The sequence below is a fragment of the Mesobacillus sp. AQ2 genome, assembly GCF_030122805.1.
Lineage (GTDB): Bacteria > Bacillota > Bacilli > Bacillales > Cytobacillaceae > Mesobacillus > Mesobacillus oceanisediminis_A.
The window spans coordinates 3,703,788-3,721,747 of the sequence record NZ_CP126080.1; the positions used below are offsets into that span (position 1 = coordinate 3,703,788).

The 17,960-nt window shown below is 46.4% G+C and carries 14 protein-coding genes and 1 other annotated feature; of the genes, 5 read left to right on the forward strand and 9 right to left on the reverse strand.

What is annotated here, in order from left to right:
- Positions 1 to 100 precede the first annotated feature (100 nt).
- Positions 101 to 1,369: a BaiN/RdsA family NAD(P)/FAD-dependent oxidoreductase gene (locus QNH36_RS18630; protein ID WP_283903958.1), complete on the forward strand. Its 1,269-nt coding sequence runs from the start codon at positions 101 to 103 to the stop codon at positions 1,367 to 1,369.
- A gap of 313 nt (positions 1,370 to 1,682) precedes the next feature.
- Here the strand turns inward: QNH36_RS18630 and QNH36_RS18635 are convergent, their stop codons facing one another.
- From QNH36_RS18635 to QNH36_RS18660, 6 genes are all read right to left on the reverse strand, one after another.
- Positions 1,683 to 1,868: a sporulation protein Cse60 gene (locus tag QNH36_RS18635; RefSeq protein ID WP_144477167.1), complete on the reverse strand. Its 186-nt coding sequence runs from the start codon at positions 1,866 to 1,868 to the stop codon at positions 1,683 to 1,685.
- A 56-nt stretch (positions 1,869 to 1,924) separates the two neighbouring features.
- Complete coding sequence (locus tag QNH36_RS18640; RefSeq protein ID WP_144477164.1) at positions 1,925 to 2,236, reverse strand: rhodanese-like domain-containing protein; 312 nt, start codon at positions 2,234 to 2,236, stop codon at positions 1,925 to 1,927.
- Between the two features lie 179 nt (positions 2,237 to 2,415).
- The gene (gene leuS, locus QNH36_RS18645; RefSeq protein WP_144477161.1) at positions 2,416 to 4,830 is read right to left on the reverse strand and encodes a leucine--tRNA ligase; all 2,415 of its coding nucleotides are present in this window, start codon (positions 4,828 to 4,830) and stop codon (positions 2,416 to 2,418) included.
- 74 nt (positions 4,831 to 4,904) lie between these two features.
- Positions 4,905 to 5,124: a binding site (T-box leader), on the reverse strand.
- Between the two features lie 191 nt (positions 5,125 to 5,315).
- Positions 5,316 to 6,647, reverse strand: coding sequence for a (Fe-S)-binding protein (locus tag QNH36_RS18650; protein WP_283903959.1), 1,332 nt, complete (start codon positions 6,645 to 6,647; stop codon positions 5,316 to 5,318).
- Positions 6,644 to 8,056: a glycolate oxidase subunit GlcD gene (gene glcD / locus QNH36_RS18655; protein WP_283903960.1), complete on the reverse strand. Its 1,413-nt coding sequence runs from the start codon at positions 8,054 to 8,056 to the stop codon at positions 6,644 to 6,646. The genes QNH36_RS18650 and glcD overlap by 4 nt, the downstream gene beginning before the upstream one ends.
- Positions 8,057 to 8,147: 91 nt before the next feature.
- Complete coding sequence (locus tag QNH36_RS18660) at positions 8,148 to 9,842, reverse strand: L-lactate permease (protein WP_144477152.1); 1,695 nt, start codon at positions 9,840 to 9,842, stop codon at positions 8,148 to 8,150.
- 297 nt (positions 9,843 to 10,139) lie between these two features.
- Between QNH36_RS18660 and QNH36_RS18665 the strand changes: the two genes are divergently transcribed.
- The 4 genes from QNH36_RS18665 to QNH36_RS18680 all read left to right on the forward strand — a co-directional run bounded on the left by QNH36_RS18665 (position 10,140) and on the right by QNH36_RS18680 (position 13,938).
- Positions 10,140 to 10,874, forward strand: a complete 735-nt coding sequence (locus QNH36_RS18665; protein ID WP_283903961.1) for a FadR/GntR family transcriptional regulator — start codon at positions 10,140 to 10,142, stop codon at positions 10,872 to 10,874.
- 176 nt (positions 10,875 to 11,050) lie between these two features.
- Positions 11,051 to 11,767: a (Fe-S)-binding protein gene (locus tag QNH36_RS18670; RefSeq protein WP_283903962.1), complete on the forward strand. Its 717-nt coding sequence runs from the start codon at positions 11,051 to 11,053 to the stop codon at positions 11,765 to 11,767.
- 24 nt (positions 11,768 to 11,791) lie between these two features.
- On the forward strand, positions 11,792 to 13,222 hold the full coding sequence (locus tag QNH36_RS18675; protein WP_144477144.1) for a LutB/LldF family L-lactate oxidation iron-sulfur protein: 1,431 nt from the start codon (positions 11,792 to 11,794) through the stop codon (positions 13,220 to 13,222).
- Positions 13,216 to 13,938: a LutC/YkgG family protein gene (locus QNH36_RS18680; RefSeq protein WP_283905438.1), complete on the forward strand. Its 723-nt coding sequence runs from the start codon at positions 13,216 to 13,218 to the stop codon at positions 13,936 to 13,938. Before QNH36_RS18675 ends, QNH36_RS18680 begins: the two co-directional genes overlap by 7 nt.
- A gap of 174 nt (positions 13,939 to 14,112) precedes the next feature.
- Here QNH36_RS18680 and QNH36_RS18685 read toward each other — a convergent pair whose 3' ends face one another.
- The 3 genes from QNH36_RS18685 to QNH36_RS18695 form a co-directional block, all read right to left on the reverse strand.
- On the reverse strand, positions 14,113 to 14,889 hold the full coding sequence (locus tag QNH36_RS18685) for a 3-hydroxybutyrate dehydrogenase (protein WP_283903963.1): 777 nt from the start codon (positions 14,887 to 14,889) through the stop codon (positions 14,113 to 14,115).
- Positions 14,890 to 14,905: 16 nt separating this feature from the next.
- Entirely contained in the window at positions 14,906 to 16,225 is a 1,320-nt protein-coding gene (locus QNH36_RS18690) for a GntP family permease (protein ID WP_144477135.1), read from the reverse strand.
- Between the two features lie 352 nt (positions 16,226 to 16,577).
- Positions 16,578 to 17,942, reverse strand: a complete 1,365-nt coding sequence (locus QNH36_RS18695) for a sigma-54 interaction domain-containing protein (protein ID WP_283903964.1) — start codon at positions 17,940 to 17,942, stop codon at positions 16,578 to 16,580.
- Positions 17,943 to 17,960 lie beyond the last annotated feature (18 nt).

Genomic DNA, 17,960 nt, shown 5'->3' on the forward strand with positions numbered 1-17,960 from the left:
AATTTCTCAGTCATGGCAATGTTTTTAAAGTAAAGATGCATTATAATAAGAAAAGTGCGCAACTGCATTTATAAAAGTGAAACGAAAAGTTGGTGAAGCAATGAAATACGATGTAATCGTCCTTGGCGGCGGGCCTTCTGGCTTGATGGCTGCGATTGCTGCGGGCGAGAAAGGTGCAAAGGTGCTGCTGATCGATAAAGGGGACAAGCTCGGCCGAAAGCTGGCCATCTCCGGGGGCGGACGCTGCAATGTGACAAATCGCCTCCCTGTCGATGAAATCATTAAACATATACCCGGAAACGGGCGATTCCTATACAGTGCCCTTTCGATTTTCAGCAATGAGGATATCATTTCATTTTTTGAAGGGCTCGGAATCAAGCTGAAAGAAGAGGACCATGGCCGGATGTTCCCAGTCACAGATAAAGCCCAATCGGTTGTCGATGCTCTTTTATCAAAGCTAAGAGAGTTAAAAGTAGAAATTAAGACAAATACTCCTGTGGCCGATGTGCATTACAGGGACGGAAAAGTTGATTCAGTGGAATTAAAAAATGGAGACAGGATTTTAGCAGACAGCGTGATCATCGCAGTAGGCGGGAAATCCGTTCCCCATACCGGTTCGACTGGTGATGGATACGCCTGGGCGGAAAAAGCAGGCCACACCATCACCACCCTGTTCCCTACAGAAGTGCCCGTAACCTCTTCTGAACCCTTTATTAAGGAGAAGATTTTGCAGGGGCTTTCCTTGAGAGGGATTGCGCTCAGTGTCCTGAACCCTAAAGGAAAGGCGCTTATCACACACAAGATGGACATGATTTTCACCCATTTCGGAATCAGCGGCCCTGCCGTGCTTCGCTGCAGCCAGTTCGTCGTCAAAGCGATGCAAAAGTGGAATCTGAAAGAGATCGTCATGTCCCTGGACGCTCTTCCTGACATGAAGGAAGAAGAATTGTTCCAGGAAATCAATAAGTTGATAAAAGCTGAGCCAAAAAAAGCGCTGAAAAATCTGCTTAAGGGACTTTTGCCTGAACGCTATTTATTGTTCCTGTTTGAGCGGAATGAAATTGACCCAGCAATGCAGGGCGGACAGCTGGGACATGAAAAGATCAGGAACTTTGCGAGTTCGGTGAAACAATTCGAGTTCAAAGTCAACGGCACTCTGCCGCTTGATAAAGCATTCGTCACCGGCGGCGGCGTATCCGTCAAAGAAGTCGAGCCGCAAACAATGGCATCCAAGAAAGCAGAAGGACTATATTTCTGCGGGGAAATCCTCGATATCCACGGATATACAGGAGGCTACAATATCACATCCGCGCTAGTTACCGGAAGGCTCGCCGGAACCAATGCAGCTGGATTTGCGCTGGAGAAATAGATATCTGTATTTAGTGTCCACACGCACTTTACGTGGTGGACACTTTTTTTGTTTTTTTCTGTTTTTCTGTCCGTCATGGGAGTGATGACGGACACTTTTGTTCGGTTTCCACCAGCTTTTGGCCGTCATAGACTGGATGACGGACATTTTTGCTAGCTCTCCATCTATTTTTGTCCGTCATGGAGCTGATGACGGACACTTTTGTTCGGTCTCCATCAGCTTTTGTCCATCATGGCTTGGATGACGTACACTATTCCCCGTTAGTACCTTGTCACGAATCTTTTTCACATAAAAACAGAGCCTGATTCAAGGCTCAGGCTCTGTATACAATCATGGCTGAAAAACAGTAAATCTGCTCTTCATCCTCTTCTTCAGGTATGACCGCGACATTGTATTTAATGTCGAGCAGTTTTTTTTCATCTAGTTTTTCAAGAAACACGTTCATATCCTGTTCGAGATCTTTTTCATGCTCATGATCAAACACTCTGACCTGGATCAAGGTAATCTTCCTTCCTTTTTACCATCCATTCTGGCCAGATTTTCAGAATTTTATAATTATGGGCGCTTTGTTTCTCCGCCCCAGCTCATCATGCCGCCAACCATGTTACGGACTTTGTAGCCTTGCTCGTTCATGTAGTGGCAGACATTGCCGCTGCGTGCGCTTGAACGGCAGATGAAGATGTATTCCTTGTCCTTGTCGAATTCGTTCATTCTTTCAGGGATTTCGCCCATTGGGATGTGCTTGGCTCCAGGGATCATGCCGGATTCAACTTCGTCATGTTCACGTACGTCAACCATTTCAAGCTTTTCGCCTGCTTCCAGTTTCTTTTGAAGCTCTTCAGTTGAGATTGTTTCAATTTTATTCATAAGTCATTTCCTCCAATTTTCAATAAAATTTATCCTTATTATTCAAGGATCCAATACCATATTGTATTTTCCCCTATTTATTATATAAAAACTCTTTTTATAATACAAAGGAAAAACCTCATGGGGTATTTCAATTTTATAAAACAAAGGACCGCAAAAGCGATCCTTTGCAAAACGTATTAGTTAGCGACAATGTTGACAAGCTTTCCTGGTACTGCGATCACTTTGCGGACTGTCTTACCGTCGATTTGTTCTTTAACGGTATTATCGCCCATAGCAATCTGCTCAAGAGTCTCTCTGTTGGCATCGGCAGGTACCATCATTTTTGCTTTGATTTTGCCGTTCACCTGGACAACGATTTCGACTTCGTCATCAACAAGCTTGGCTTCATCATATGCTGGCCATGCTGCATAGGTGATAGACTCGCTGTGCCCAAGCTTTTCCCAAAGCTCTTCTGTGATATGCGGTGCAATCGGAGCAAGCATTTTCACAAATCCTTCTACATATCCCTTAGGAAGTTCCTCAGCTTTGTATGCTTCGTTGATGAAGACCATCATCTGTGAGATCGCTGTGTTGAAACGAAGTCCTTCATAGTCTTCTGTTACTTTTTTAACCGTCTGGTGGTAGACTTTTTCAAGGTTTTGGTTTTCCACATCCTTGATCTTCGAGCTCAGGCTTCCGTTTTCATCGACGAACAGGCGCCAGATACGGTCAAGGAATCGGCGTGATCCATCAAGTCCATTTGTTGACCATGCAATCGATGCCTCCAGCGGTCCCATGAACATTTCGTAAAGGCGAAGTGTATCCGCACCGTGGCTTCCGACGATTTCATCCGGGTTGACGACATTGCCTTTTGATTTACTCATTTTTTCATTATTTTCACCAAGGATCATCCCCTGGTTGAAAAGCTTCTGGAATGGCTCTTTCGTATGGACAACACCCACATCGTAAAGAACCTTGTGCCAGAAACGAGCGTAAAGCAAGTGAAGTACTGCGTGCTCCGCGCCTCCAATGTAAATATCGACAGGCAGCCATTGCTTTAATTTTTCTTCATCGGCAAGCGCCTGATCATTCTTCGGATCGATGTAGCGAAGGTAATACCAGCAGCTGCCAGCCCATTGCGGCATGGTGTTCGTTTCCCTGCGGCCCTTTTTGCCTGTTTCAGGGTCAACCACATTCACCCAGTCAGCGATATTGGCAAGCGGGGACTCGCCTGTGCCTGATGGCTTGATTTCAGTTGTTTTAGGAAGGACAAGTGGCAGCTGATCATCTGGAACTGCTGTCATTGTGCCATCTTCCCAGTGGATGATTGGAATCGGCTCACCCCAGTAACGCTGGCGGCTGAACAGCCAGTCGCGAAGGCGATATGTGACCTTCTTTGTACCAATGCCTTTTTCTTCAAGCCAGGCAATCATCTTGCTGATGGCATCTTCCTTATTCATGCCGTCAAGGAATTCAGAGTTTACATGATCACCGTCGCCAGTATAGGCTTCTTCCTGGACGTTTCCGCCGGCTACAACTTCCTTGATTTCCAACTCGAATTTTTTAGCAAACTCGTAGTCGCGCTCGTCATGCGCAGGAACTGCCATGATTGCGCCAGTTCCGTATGACGCAAGAACATAGTCTGCGATCCAGATTGGCATTTTTTCGCCGTTTGCTGGATTGATCGCATAAGCCCCGGTGAAGACTCCAGTTTTGTCTTTTGCTAAATCGGTACGCTCAAGATCGCTCTTGCTCTTGATTTCATCAATATATTTTTCTACTGCAGCTTTTTGTTCAGAAGTAGTGATTTTATCAACCAATTGATGCTCTGGTGCAAGCACCGCGTAAGTTGCGCCGAACAGTGTATCCGGACGGGTTGTGAAAACCGTGAATGTTCCCTCATGTCCTTCGATGTTGAAAGTGATTTCCGCACCTTCTGAACGGCCAATCCAGTTGCGTTGCATATCCTTCAGGCTCTCCGGCCAATCAAGTAAATCAAGATCCTCAAGAAGACGGTCTGCATACGCAGTAATCTTCAGCATCCATTGTCTCATCGGACGGCGTTCCACCGGATGTCCGCCGCGCTCGCTTTTACCATCGATTACTTCTTCGTTCGCTAAAACTGTTCCAAGTGCCGGGCACCAGTTAACAGCGACTTCGTCAATGTACGCTAGCCCTTTTTCATAAAGCTTAAGGAAAATCCACTGAGTCCACTTGTAGTATTCAGGGTCAGTCGTGTTGACTTCGCGGTCCCAGTCGTATGAAAAGCCTAATGCCTTGATCTGGCGGCGGAACGTGTTAATGTTCTTCTCCGTAAATTCTGCCGGGTCATTCCCTGTATCAAGTGCATACTGCTCTGCCGGCAGTCCGAATGCGTCCCAGCCCATTGGATGAAGGACGTTGAATCCCTGCATCCTTTTCATGCGGGAAAGGATGTCTGTTGCCGTATATCCTTCCGGGTGTCCAACGTGAAGGCCGGCACCTGATGGATACGGGAACATATCAAGCGCGTAAAACTTCTCTTTCCCTTTATCTTCAGTTGTTTTGAACGTTTTGTTCTGTTCCCAATAAGCTTGCCATTTTTTCTCGATTTCCTGATGGTTGAAACTCATCGTCATGTCCTCCTGTTTGGTTTCGATTTATTTTAGCGGATGAATTTTTGCAAATAAAAAACTCCCGCCCCTGTAAAAGGGACGAGAGGTTATGTATGATCTCCCGCGGTACCACCCAAATTAGTGTGTAACACTCGCTTCATTCATCCTTAACGCGGAAAACGGCAAACGCTACTTGTGTGTTCACGTCTGCGACTCAAAGGCGAGTTCATGATGGTCCCGTCTGGCTTGCACCAACCGCCAGCTCTCTTCCTCAGGTTTATCACCACTACTACTCCTTGTCGAAGTCTTTCATTATGATATAGGGATATTGTAATAAAATTCCCCTGCAGATGCAAGCAGGGAGGAAAATAAATGATTATAGAGAGTATTATACGAATAAGCCGGCTTGGCGGTGCGGGTCTTTATACCTGTTCATCATGCGAAAATTATATCCCCATATGGATAAGTGCCCATCTCTGCAAATTGAGATGGGCCTTCAAAGATCACTTCCCGGTTTGTGCAGCTTCCAATAGCAGGTCCACAATATGCACGCCTCTCATTCTCTCAGAGAGTCCTTCGCGCTCAACTCCAAGCTTCATCTGCAGCAGACATCCCGGGTTTGCGGTTACAATCGTCGTTGCTTGGGTGGCCTTTGCCTGAACCATTTTGGAATCTAGTAACTGCATGGACATTTCACTTTCGACAATATTATAGATTCCCGCCGAGCCACAGCAGCGGTCGGCATTCTGCATCTCGCGGAATTCTGCCCCTTTGATTGATTGCAGCAGCGTCCTGGGTGCTGAAGCTGTTTTCATCACATTGCGCAAGTGGCATGAATCCTGATACGTAATAGTTTGCGGCGGCAGTTCGAGCTTCACTTTTTCATGAAAACCGACCTCCATCAAAATCTGTGAGATATCCTTGATTTTATCCGTAAAAGCTTGTGCCCATTCCTTCCATTCCGGATCATCTTTAAGCAAGTGGTCATAGTCGATCAGGAAGGCGCCACAGCCTCCTGCATTCGTGATGATAAAATCGACTCCGGTATCCTCGAAGGCTTTAATGTTCCTCCTCGCAAGTGCTTTCGCATCTTCCTTTTCTCCGCTGTGTCCATGAAGCGCTCCGCAGCAGGCCTGATCCTTAGGGATGACAATTTCACATCCAGCGAGCTGCAAAAGCTTCATCGTCGCATTGTTAGTTTCGAGGAACATTGTATCCATCAGGCAGCCGCTGAAGAATGCGACCTTATGAATCTTCGGGCCGATTGGCTCAAGATGCTCTGGCCGATTTTTCATTTCCTTCATTGTCGGCACCTGAGGGAGTACTTTCTCCATCGTGGCGAGCGATTCAGGGAAAAGCTTCATCACTCCTGTGCTGCGTGCAACCTTCTGCAGACCGGAGCGCTGATAGAAGCCAATAAGGCCCGTCAGCCCCCTCATCCGCTCCTGGTGAGGAAAAAGTCCTTTGAAAACAGCTTTCCTGACCATTTTGACTGGCATTGAGAATTTCTTGTTTTGATTGACAATATCCCGGGCATCTTCAAGAAGATGTCCATAATTCACCCCGGACGGACAGACCGGTTCACATGCCCGGCAGCCGAGGCAAAGATCAAGTGACCGCTCAAAATCTTCATCAGGTTCGATAAGGCCATCGACTACTGCCTTCATTAAAGCGATGCGGCCCCTGGGAGAATGCGATTCTTGATAGCCAGATTCGATATAGGTGGGACAAGTCGGCAGGCAGAACCCGCAGCGCATGCAGTTCAATAGCTCATCCTGGTTCATCTTTTCCTGGAATTGTGTCTGGATTCTTTGCTGTTCCTGTACTGTTGTCATTTTGTTACCACCACTCGTTTCCTGCTGTCTTTCGCAAAAATCTTTCCGGGATTCATGATATTGTTTGGATCAAGTGCCATTTTCACAGCCTTCATTGCTGCGATCCCTTCTTTTCCCAGCTTAAGCTCGAGATACGGTGCTTTCATGACCCCGACTCCGTGCTCGCCCGTAATTGTACCGCCAAACTCGATTGCCTTCTCAAAAATTTCCGCAAATGCCTTCTCGACCCTTTCCATTTCCTCATGATTGCGTGAATCAGTCGGACATGTAGGATGAAGATTTCCATCTCCTGCATGGCCAAAAGTACAGATATCCAACTCATACTTTTTCGCGATTTCATTGATTGCATTGACCATTCTGGCAATCTCTGATCTTGGCACAGTGGCATCCTCCAAAATGGTCGTCGGCTTTAATCTGGCCAATGCAGATAGAGCACTCCTGCGCGCAGTCCTTAGTGCTTCCGCCTCAGCTTCAGATTGCGCCAGCTGCACAGACACAGCCTTTTCCTCTTTGCACACCTCGGCAATCCTGGCCATGTCACGCTCGACAACTTCAATCGGGCCATCCTGCTCGATTAATAGAACCGCTTCAACATCTGTTGGCAGCCCGATTTTGGCAAAATCCTCGACAACCCTTAAAGTCGGCTGATCAAGGAATTCCAGCGTAGCAGGGATGATTTTGCTCGCAATGATCTTTGATACCGATTTAGCTGCCGCTTCAAGATCTTGATATAGAGCAAGCATCGTTTGTTTTGTCTCAGGCATCGGAATCAATTTAAGGATAGCTTCAGTAATGATGCCAAGCGTACCCTCGGAACCGACGAGCAACCTGGTAAAATCATATCCCGCGACATCCTTTGCCAGTTTCCCTCCTGTACGGATGATATCCCCATTTGGCAGCACTGCTTCAAGACCGATTACGTAATCCCTCGTCACCCCATACTTCAATCCGCGCAGGCCGCCGGAATTTTCGTTGATATTGCCGCCGATGGTTGATATTTTCATAGAGCCAGGATCTGGAGGGAAAAACAGCCCTTTTGGTTCCACCGCATTGATTAAATCAAGCGTTACCACCCCGGGCTGGACGGTGGCAGTCAGATTCTCTTCATCCACCTCAAGGATTTTGTTCATGTGTTTAAAAAGAAGCACGATTCCGCCTTCTGTCGGGCAAGTGCCTGCGCAAAGATTCGTCCCGGATCCGCGAGGCACAATCGGAATTTTATATTCATTGCAAAGTTTAACAACCTCAGATATCTCCTGTTTGTTCCGCGGACTTACAACGGCATCCGGCATTGATTGAAAGTTAGGTGTTGCATCATATGAATAGACCAGCCGACCCGTTTTGGAATCATCAAAATTAGCAGCAGTTACGATTGTGATTATTTTTTCTTTCACTGTGTTTGGAAGCATGAAAGTTCCCCCTAAAATAGATAAATAAAGCCAGGCTTCTTTTCAAACTGAAAGAAGCCTGGAATTTTTCTTGTAAATTTTTCACTTATCTTTATGGAATCATCCAGGACAGGACGCTATTTTGCAGGAATGTAAGAATTCCGACCAGCGTCACAAGGAACAAACTGTGTTTGATCGTGAAGCGGAACAGTTCGGATTCTTTTCCAGCAAGACCTACTGCTGCACAGGCGACGGCAATCGACTGCGGCGAAATCATTTTTCCGGTTACACCTCCCGAAGAGTTCGCTGCCACAGCAAGGATCGGATCCATGCCAACGGAAGTCGCGGTGATTTTCTGCAGGTTTCCGAATAAAAGGTTAGCAGATGTATCAGAACCAGTGATGAAAACGCCAAGCCATCCAAGGAATGGAGAGAAGAATGGGAACAGGACAGCACCAGTTTTTGCAAGCGTCATGCCAAGTGTCGTGCTCATCCCGGAAGCATTTGTCACATAAGCGAATCCCACGACCGAACCGATGGTGATGACAGGATACTTTAATTCATTCAGCGTCTCTCCAAAGGTAGCAGCCCAGTTTTTCCAGGAGATGCCGACAACGAATTTAGTAAGTATAGCGGCGATCAAAATCGCTGTCCCTGCGGCTCCGAGTACCTCCAGTTTAAATACGGCAGCAATCGGGGCGCCTTCAGAATTGATGATTCTGTTATTCAAGAAAGGTACTTCCGGTGCATATGTCAGTGAATGTCCTAAAGAGTTGATTGCCTTTAAAATCGAATTTGTTCCTTCATAATGGCCTATCAGGGCAAGCTTGATGGAAGGGATGCCCCATACAGAAATGATTGCAGTCAAAATAAGGAATGGGGACCAGGCTTTGAAAACTTGTGCCCCCGTATTCTGCTGTTTTGTTTTTACTGGCAGATTAACAGCTGATGTGGCTGCCATTTCCTCTTCTGCATCAAATCTGAAAATAGTCTTTGGCTTCCAGAACTTGAGGAAGATTGCCAGCGCGAACAATGAAACAAGCGCTGATAAAATGTCAGGCAGCTCCGGTCCAAGGAAGTTTGATGCCACGTATTGCGTAAGTGCAAATGAAACTCCGGAAACGAGGACAGCTGGCATTACTTCCATTGCCCTTTTGAACCCTGCCATGATCACGACTAGGTAGAATGGGATAAAGACAGATAAGAATGGCAGCTGTCTGCCGACCATTTTTGAGATTTCCATCGCCGGAATGCCGGTAGGGCCTTCAACAGCAATAATCGGAATACCAATCGCACCAAATGCAACTGGTGCTGTGTTGGCGATCAGGCAAAGTCCTGCAGCGTAAAGCGGCCTAAAACCCAATCCCACCAAAAGAGCAGCCGAAATCGCTACCGGTGCTCCAAAGCCAGCGGCACCTTCAAGAAATGCCCCGAATGAGAACGCTACCAAAAGTGCCTGCAAGCGGCGGTCTTCTGTTATAGACAGTACTGAATTGCGGATAATGTCAAACTGGCCAGTTTTAACTGTCAGCTTGTACAAAAATACGGATGTAATGATGATCCAGCCAATCGGGAGGATACCATACACTGCCCCCTGTGAAGCTGACATCAAAGCCATTCCCGCAGGCATTTTAAAAGCAACAATTGCAATAAGCAAGGCAACAGCAAGTGTTGTCAGGCCCGCTATGTACCCCTTCATCTGTTTGATAGCAAGTGCCCAGAAGAAATATAAAATCGGAATCAGTGCGACGATTGCGGACAAGGCCAGGTTATCCCCTACCGCTGTGAAATTTTGTGTGAACGACATACTTTACCCCCTGCTTTGATGATTTTTCTTTTAAAAACATTTTCCAGCTTAAAGTCATCAAGTAATCGCTTACATAAAATGATAAGGTCATCTGATGACTAGGTCATTAACTAATTTGAATTATAGAATGGACTTTACAAAATTATCAATATATTTTTTGAAATTTAGTAAAATATAATCAGAAGCGAGTACGGTTCTTTAAATTGAAATTTCCCGCTTATAGTGATAAACAATATTACAGAGCTGAGGAAAAATTGTATAATGGGAGTCAAGAGAACGAACTTTGGAGGCTTTACTTTGCAATATAAAAGAATCAAACCTAAAAAGATATATGAAGAAGTTGCCGAAACAATCCATGGCATGATCAGGTCTGGACAACTGAAACCAGGCGATAAACTGGATTCGGTCCAGCAGCTGGCTGAGAATTTCCATGTAGGGCGCTCTGCCATCAGGGAAGCATTGAGTGCCTTAAGGGCTATGGGACTCATTGAAATAAAGCAAGGAGAAGGGACATATGTCAGGGAATTTGAAACTGAACAAATCAGCTTCCCCCTTTCCACTGCTATACTGATGAATGTCCATGATACGGCGCATCTTCTGGAAGTGAGGAAGATCCTGGAAGCCGGCACTGTTTTTTCAGCAGCAAAAAAACGGACTGAAAAGCAGCTGCAGACAATGAGAGAGGCGCTGGATGAAATGAAACGTGCTAACGGCGATGAGGAGCTTGGAGAAAAAGCGGATCTGCAATTCCATATGGCGATTGCCGAAAGTTCGCATAATCCGCTGCTGATCAGCTTGATGAACCATGTTTCCGGCTTGATGGGCGAGACGATGAAAGAAACACGCCGGCTCTGGCTTTACTCGAAACAAACAACGACCGCACGGCTTCATGATGAGCATTATGCCATCTACGAGGCAATACATGCGCAGGATTCCGAAGAGGCAAGGAATTTGATGCTAAACCATATCGAGAGTGTGGAAGACATTCTCCATAAATACATTAACCAGGCAAAAACAAAACCAACACTCTAACCACATTTCTCACCTGGAAGTGTGGTTTTTATTTTATGATTAAAATTCAATCTTTCACACAAAATTTTCTGAAACCCCTTTCATAGAGAGATATTTTTGTAGTACTATTAATTTCAAATACAGTATTCAGGTCATCAGATGACCTGTTAATTATCATTCAGGAAAGAGGTTGGACAATGAAGGTAACCCTTTTTGCTACTTGTTTGGTCGATATGTTCCAAAGCAGTGCGGGCAAAGCAACAGTCGAACTGCTGGAGCGGCTTGGCTGTGAAATCGATTTTCCGGAATCACAGGTTTGCTGCGGTCAGCCAGCCTATAACAGTGGATATGTGAAAGAAGCAAAAGAAGCAATGAAATCTATGATCGATACATTTATTGATGCTGAATACGTCGTATCCCCTTCCGGTTCATGCATTACCATGTTCCGTGAATATCCTCATGTCTTCAAGGGAGATCCCGTTTGGGAACCAAAAGCGAAGAAACTTGCGGCCAAATCCTATGAATTGACGCAATTCATTGTAAATGTCTTAAAGATTGAAGATGTCGGGGCCAGCTTTGAAGGCAAGGTTACCTATCATACATCCTGCCACATGACGAGATTGTTAGGTGTCAAAAAAGCCCCTATGATTCTATTAAGCAATGTCAAGGGCCTCGAGTTCACAGAACTTCCGGGCAAGGAGCAATGCTGCGGCTTCGGCGGGACCTTCTCCGTCAAAATGGCCCAGATTTCCGAGCAAATGGTTGATGAAAAGGTTCGGCATGTAGAAGAAACGGGTGCCGAATATTTGATCGGAGCTGATGCTGGCTGCCTGATGAACATTGGAGGCCGCATCGAAAGACAAGGAAAACCAATCAAGGTGCTTCATATAGCAGAAATATTGAACAGCCGATAAATCTTGGAAAAGGGGGAATTTCCTATGCCAATGAAAATTGGATCAGATAATTTTAAAGAGCGTGTGGACCAGGGTATAAATGATTCATTCATGAGGGGCGCAGTTGCCGGAGCCCAGGAGCGGATGGGCACCCGGAGACAGGATGTTACTGAAGAAATGGGAAACTGGGAAGATTGGCGCAGCCATGGCGAAGAAATCCGCCAGCATGTCCTCGAAAATCTTGACTTTTACCTTGAACAGCTCAGTGAGAACGTTGCAAAGCGCGGCGGCCATGTTTTCTTTGCACAGACTGCCGAAGACGCTAATGAATATATAAAAGGCGTTGTCGAAAAAAAGAATGCAACAAAAATCGTAAAATCCAAATCAATGGTCACGGAAGAAATCAGTTTGAACACAACGCTTGAACAGGCTGGTTGCACCGTTGTAGAAACGGACCTTGGCGAATACATCCTCCAGGTTGATGACCATGATCCGCCATCACATATTGTCGTTCCTGCCCTGCATAAAAACAAGGAGCAAATCAGGGACGTTTTTACAAAGAAGCTTGGCTATCAAAAAACGGAAAAACCGGAAGAACTGGCCTGGCATGCACGCGAAATGCTCCGGCAGGAATATTTGACAGCAGATATCGGGATTACCGGCTGCAATTTTGCCGTTGCCGAGACAGGCTCCTTCAGCCTTGTGACCAATGAAGGAAATGCCGACCTCGTTACCTCCCTCCCAAAAACCCAAATCACGGTTATGGGGATGGAGCGGCTTGTTCCCACATTCGAGGAAATGGAAGTGCTCGTAAGCCTGTTGACAAGAAGCGCTGTCGGCCAGAAGCTGACAAGCTATATCACTGTACTGACTGGTCCACGGGAAGATCATAATGTCGATGGTCCTGAGGAATTCCACCTCGTCATCGTCGATAATGGACGCTCAAAAATTCTTGGAGGCGAATTCCAGTCTGTCCTCCAATGTATCCGTTGCGCTGCTTGTATCAATACTTGCCCGGTTTACCGACATGTCGGCGGACACTCTTACGGTTCGATTTATTCAGGGCCGATCGGAGCTGTTCTATCGCCGTTGCTCGGAGGATACGATCAGTATAAGGAGCTTCCCTATGCTTCCACCCTTTGCGGAGCCTGTACCGATGTTTGTCCTGTAAAAATACCCCTTCACCAGCTATTGCATAAACATCGGCAGGTAATTGTCGAGGAGGAAGGAAAAGCGCCTATTTCCGAGAAACTCGCCATGAAGGCTTTCGGTCTTGGAGCCGCATCCCCGATGCTGTACAAACTGGGGTCAAAGGTTGCTCCTGCAGCGATGAATCCATTCACAACCGGCGATAAAATTTCAAACGGCCCCGGCCCATTGAAAGCCTGGACTGAGATCAGGGAATTCCCTGCCCCGAATAAAGAAAGATTCAGAGACTGGTTCAAAAACAGGGAAAAAGGAGGCAATGAATCATGACAGGAACAATCCAAAACCGTGAAGCGTTTTTAAATAATATCGCAAGTTCGCTCGGAAGAAACCGTATAACCGGCAACATCAAGCCGCCAGTCTGGAAGCACGGTCCGCAGGATGAAGTTTTAAAGGATGCGACACCAGATGAATTGATTGATGTCCTGAAAACTCAATGTCTTAAAATCCACACAAGCCTGGTCATGACAGATGCCAAGAATCTGCCTGAAACCTTGAATGAAGTTGTAACCAACTATGGAGGCGGACCGGTCGTTTCCTGGAAGGATGACCGATTCGCAAAATGGGGTCTTGACTCCCTGATGAAGCAAGAATGGCCTTCGAAAAACATCGAAGTCTATGAATGGGACCATTCAAAAGGCAAGGAAAACATCCGCCAGGCTGAAAGAGCGAATGTCGGACTCACCATCAGCGAAATGACCCTCGCTGAGTCAGGGACAGTCGTATTATTAAGCGATAAAAATAAAGGCCGGACCGTCAGTTTCCTGCCTGCCACTTATATTGCACTCATTCCAAAGAGCACAATTGTGCCAAGGATCACCCAGGCTGCCCGCAAACTTCGGGAGATGCACCTTTCCGGCAAGCAAGTTGCATCTTGCGTCAATTTCATCACCGGACCGAGCAACTCAGCCGATATCGAATTGAACCTTGTCGTCGGAGTTCATGGACCTGTTAAAGCGACATATATTGTGATCGAGGATTTATAGTTTTTAAGTTTTAAAGCCGGTCTCCCAAAAAGGAAGCCGGCTCATTTTTTCGTTAATTGCACATTAACCCAGTTATATTACAAGCTCCAACTGCTAATTGCATGGTTATCCCCGAATTGCACCGGCATCCTTATATTGGAAATAAAAACCGATCCTCAATTAGAACCCTGGGTATTATTGAACCGTATACCCTCCATCTATGACGGCGGCCTGGCCGGTGATTCCTTTTGCAACATCACTGGCCAGGTATTGAACATAACTGGCGATTTCCTCGACAGCCAGCAGGCGTTTCTGCGGCACGAGCGGAAAAATGACTTCTTCGAGCACTTTTTCAAGTGGGACATTCCTTGTCTCCGCCAGGCTTGATAGCTGATTGCGGACCAATGGAGTATCGACATATCCCGGGCAGACGGCGTTGACGGTGATCCCGTGCTCTGCGGTTTCAAGTGCAGCTACCTTCGTCAAACCAATGACCCCATGCTTGGCACTGTTATAAGCTGCCTTACCAGCAAACCCCACTAGCCCATTGATCGATGCCATGTTGATTACCCGGCCAAAACCTTGCTTTTTCATGACCGGCAATACATGTTTCAAGGCTACAAACGGGGCTGTGAGCATTACTTTTATCAGCAATTCAAATTTTTCCGTTGGGAAGTCTTCAATCATGGATACATATTGCAGACCTGCATTGTTGATAAGAACATCGACACGGCCAAAGTGGTCGACGCACTTCACAACTGCCTGCTCAATGTCTTTTTCGCTGGTAACATCACATTTCCAGCCAGCAGCTTCGAATCCTGATTCACGCAAACTAGCTGCTGCTTCTTCCACCGTTCCTTCCTGTAAATCCGTTAAAAATACCTTCCCGCCCTGTTCAGCAAAACTTTTGGCGATCTCATACCCGATTCCCTGGGCGGCACCGGTTATCAGGACTACTTTATCTTTTACCATCGGGAAGCTCCTTTCTCTAAATACCTAATCCTAGTGTGAATAGTACAATCGCGATTGCCACACCAATCAGCGGTACAATGACGGTCACTGCTGCCACTGGATTGTAGGCATCCTGATGGGACTCGCCGCAAATCGCCCTGACAGTCGTGACCACATAACCATTATGCGGCAGAGAATCTAGCGCTCCCGAGGAAATGGCCGCTACCCTGTGCAATGCTTCCGGATTGACGCCCATATCCATGTAGTGTGGTGCGAGTAGTGGAAGTGCAATTGCCTGACCTCCGGAAGCTGAACCAGTCATCCCTGCAATGACACTGACGGCAATCGCCGCCCCAATCAACGGGCTTCCAGGTATATTCGTCATCGCATCTACCGCTGTCTGGAAAGCCGGAACTGCCTTCGCCACGCCGCCAAACCCAACGACTGCAGCCGTGTTGCCGATCGCAATCAAAGCACCCATCGTTCCTTCTGATAGTGCTTCCCAGAAATTTTTGAAGTACTTGCGATTTAGCAAATAGGCGGATATAACACCTCCTAGCAAAGCGATGATGAGTGCTGATTGTTTTAATGAGTCATGGAAAACGAAGGAAATAACCAATACCACTACCAAAGGAATGAGACCCATTAAAGGATGAGGAAGTTCTCGTTTTTCCAGCATTGGATCGGTCTTCCTCGCTTCAAACTTCTCCCCTTTTGCGATGGCTTTTGTGATCATTCGTTTCAGCCACCAGTATCCAAAGATCATCATAAAGACGGCAACGATGGCGCTGACCTCCCAGCCTGCAAGCGGAGAAGTATTGAGGAACTCAATCGGAATCCAGTTCTGGATTTCCGGAGAACCTGCAGAAGTCATTGTGAACGTAACCGAACCGAAGGCCAATGCAGCAGGAATGAAACGCCTTGGCAAATTGGCCTGCCTGAACAAGCTCAAGGCCATTGGATAAACAGAAAATGCTACGACAAACAAGCTCACTCCGCCATATGTCAACACAGCGCAGGCAACGACAATCGCTAGCACGGCATATTTCATCCCCAGCTTCTCGACGATGAACTCAGATACGCTGTCTGCTGCGCCGCTGTCTTCCATTACCTTTCCAAAAATCGCCCCAAGCAGGAACATCATGTACCATGCGGTAACGAAACCCGAAAAACCAGACATATAGTTCCCGACAAAGTTAGCCGCCCCTTCTTCAGCCAGCTGCGGAAACAGCGGCATCCCGCTGAACACAGCTACAAACAACGCGGAAATCGGCCCGACAATAAGCAGGTTCATCCCTCTCATCGTCAGGTAAATCAATAAAGCCAGACCGCCAATCAATCCAATCATACTCAGCATTCTTTTTTCCCCCTTGTTATGTTAAAGTGAACAACTAAAAAAAACTGCCCTCCTTGCCAAATGTGATGGTAACGCTTACAAAAGACTAGAATAAAATTGCTGTATTATCTTATTGCAACTATCGTGCCAACTTTTCGAACCAGGCGGATCGGTATGTATTCATAATTTTCAGTCACTTTTTTCCGGATTTCCGGACTCTAGCATTCTTCTATTCCTTTTACTTAATAGGAATCTGTTTTTTTGAGCTGTGCTTTTCCCACTGATAAACACCATTCATACAGTGGGAACCCTTTTAAATATTGCTAGAAAACAGGGAAGTCCGGAAACTCGGACAGCATTCCGAGTTTCCGGACTACAAGAGATCGTATTTATTCAATTTTTCATAAAGTGTTGATTTGCTGATCCCCAGCTCCCTGCCCACCAGCATTTTGTCGTCATTATTCCTTTCAAGACTTTGCTTCAATACCCATTTTTCTGTTTCTTCAACAATATCTTTTAGCTTCTTGTTCTTGAATCGATAAATCGCTGTCTGTGATTGCAGGTAATCCGGCAAAGAATCCAGCGTAATTTGTTCTCCTTTAGTCAAATGAACGGCAGCTTCGATGACATTTTGCAGTTCGCGGATATTCCCCGGCCAACTGTATGATTTCAGGATTTCCATCACATTTCTTTCCATTCCTGCAATCCGCTTGCCTAACCGGTTTGTGACCTTTTCGATAAAATAGGCGATCAGAAGGTTCAAGTCCTCCGCACGTTCTTTTAATGGAGGGACGCTGAAAGGGACGACATTGATCCGGTAAAATAAATCCTCTCTGAATCGTTTCTCCTCGATCATGTTCTCAAGCGGCCTGTTTGTGGCAGCAATGATCCTTACATCAACTGAAACTGGTTTAGTAGAGCCAATCGGTTCAATCTCTCCATCCTGCAAGGCACGCAACAGTTTTACCTGCATGCTCAGCGGCATGTCGCCAATCTCGTCAAGGAAGAGGGTGCCGCCATTTGCCAGCTGGAATTTCCCCTTTTTCCCGCCTTTTTTCGCGCCTGTAAATGCTCCTTCCTCATAGCCAAACAACTCGGATTCTAGCAGGTTTTCGGGGATTGCTCCGCAGTTCACCTTGATGAAAGGCTTCTGGCTCCGGCTGCTTAACTGGTGGATGCTGTGGGCAAACAATTCCTTCCCTGTGCCGCTCTCTCCCCTGATCAAAATTGAAATATCGCTGTTTGACACCATTTTCACTTTCTCTTTTAAACTGACAATCTGCTGCGACTCGCCTAGGATGTCATCGAGCGTATATTTCACCCCAGAATCAATTTTTTGAATGTAGGGCTGCATTCTCGTGAGCAGGCTTTTTACATGGCTGTCCATTTTCATCCATTCCTGTGTGTCCCTGAAGAAGACAGTGCCGAACGCTGCAACTACCTCACCATTTTTGATGATGGGCACCCTGTTGGCAATCATGTAATTGCCTTTGATATATTGCAAGTCGGCCAGTTCTTCCTGGCCGGTCTTGGCCACAATATGCATCCTGGTATTCTCGATCACTTGTGTCACATGCCGGCCAATCGTTTCTTCCCGATTGACTTCAAGGAATTCACAATAATTATGGTTGATATAAATGATCCTTCCTTCTTGATCCACGACCACAAGCCATTCAAATGCATTCTCGACAATAGTTTCAATAATGTCTGCAGGGATATGTAAAAGCTTTGTATTCATAATCCGCCACCTGGTTTT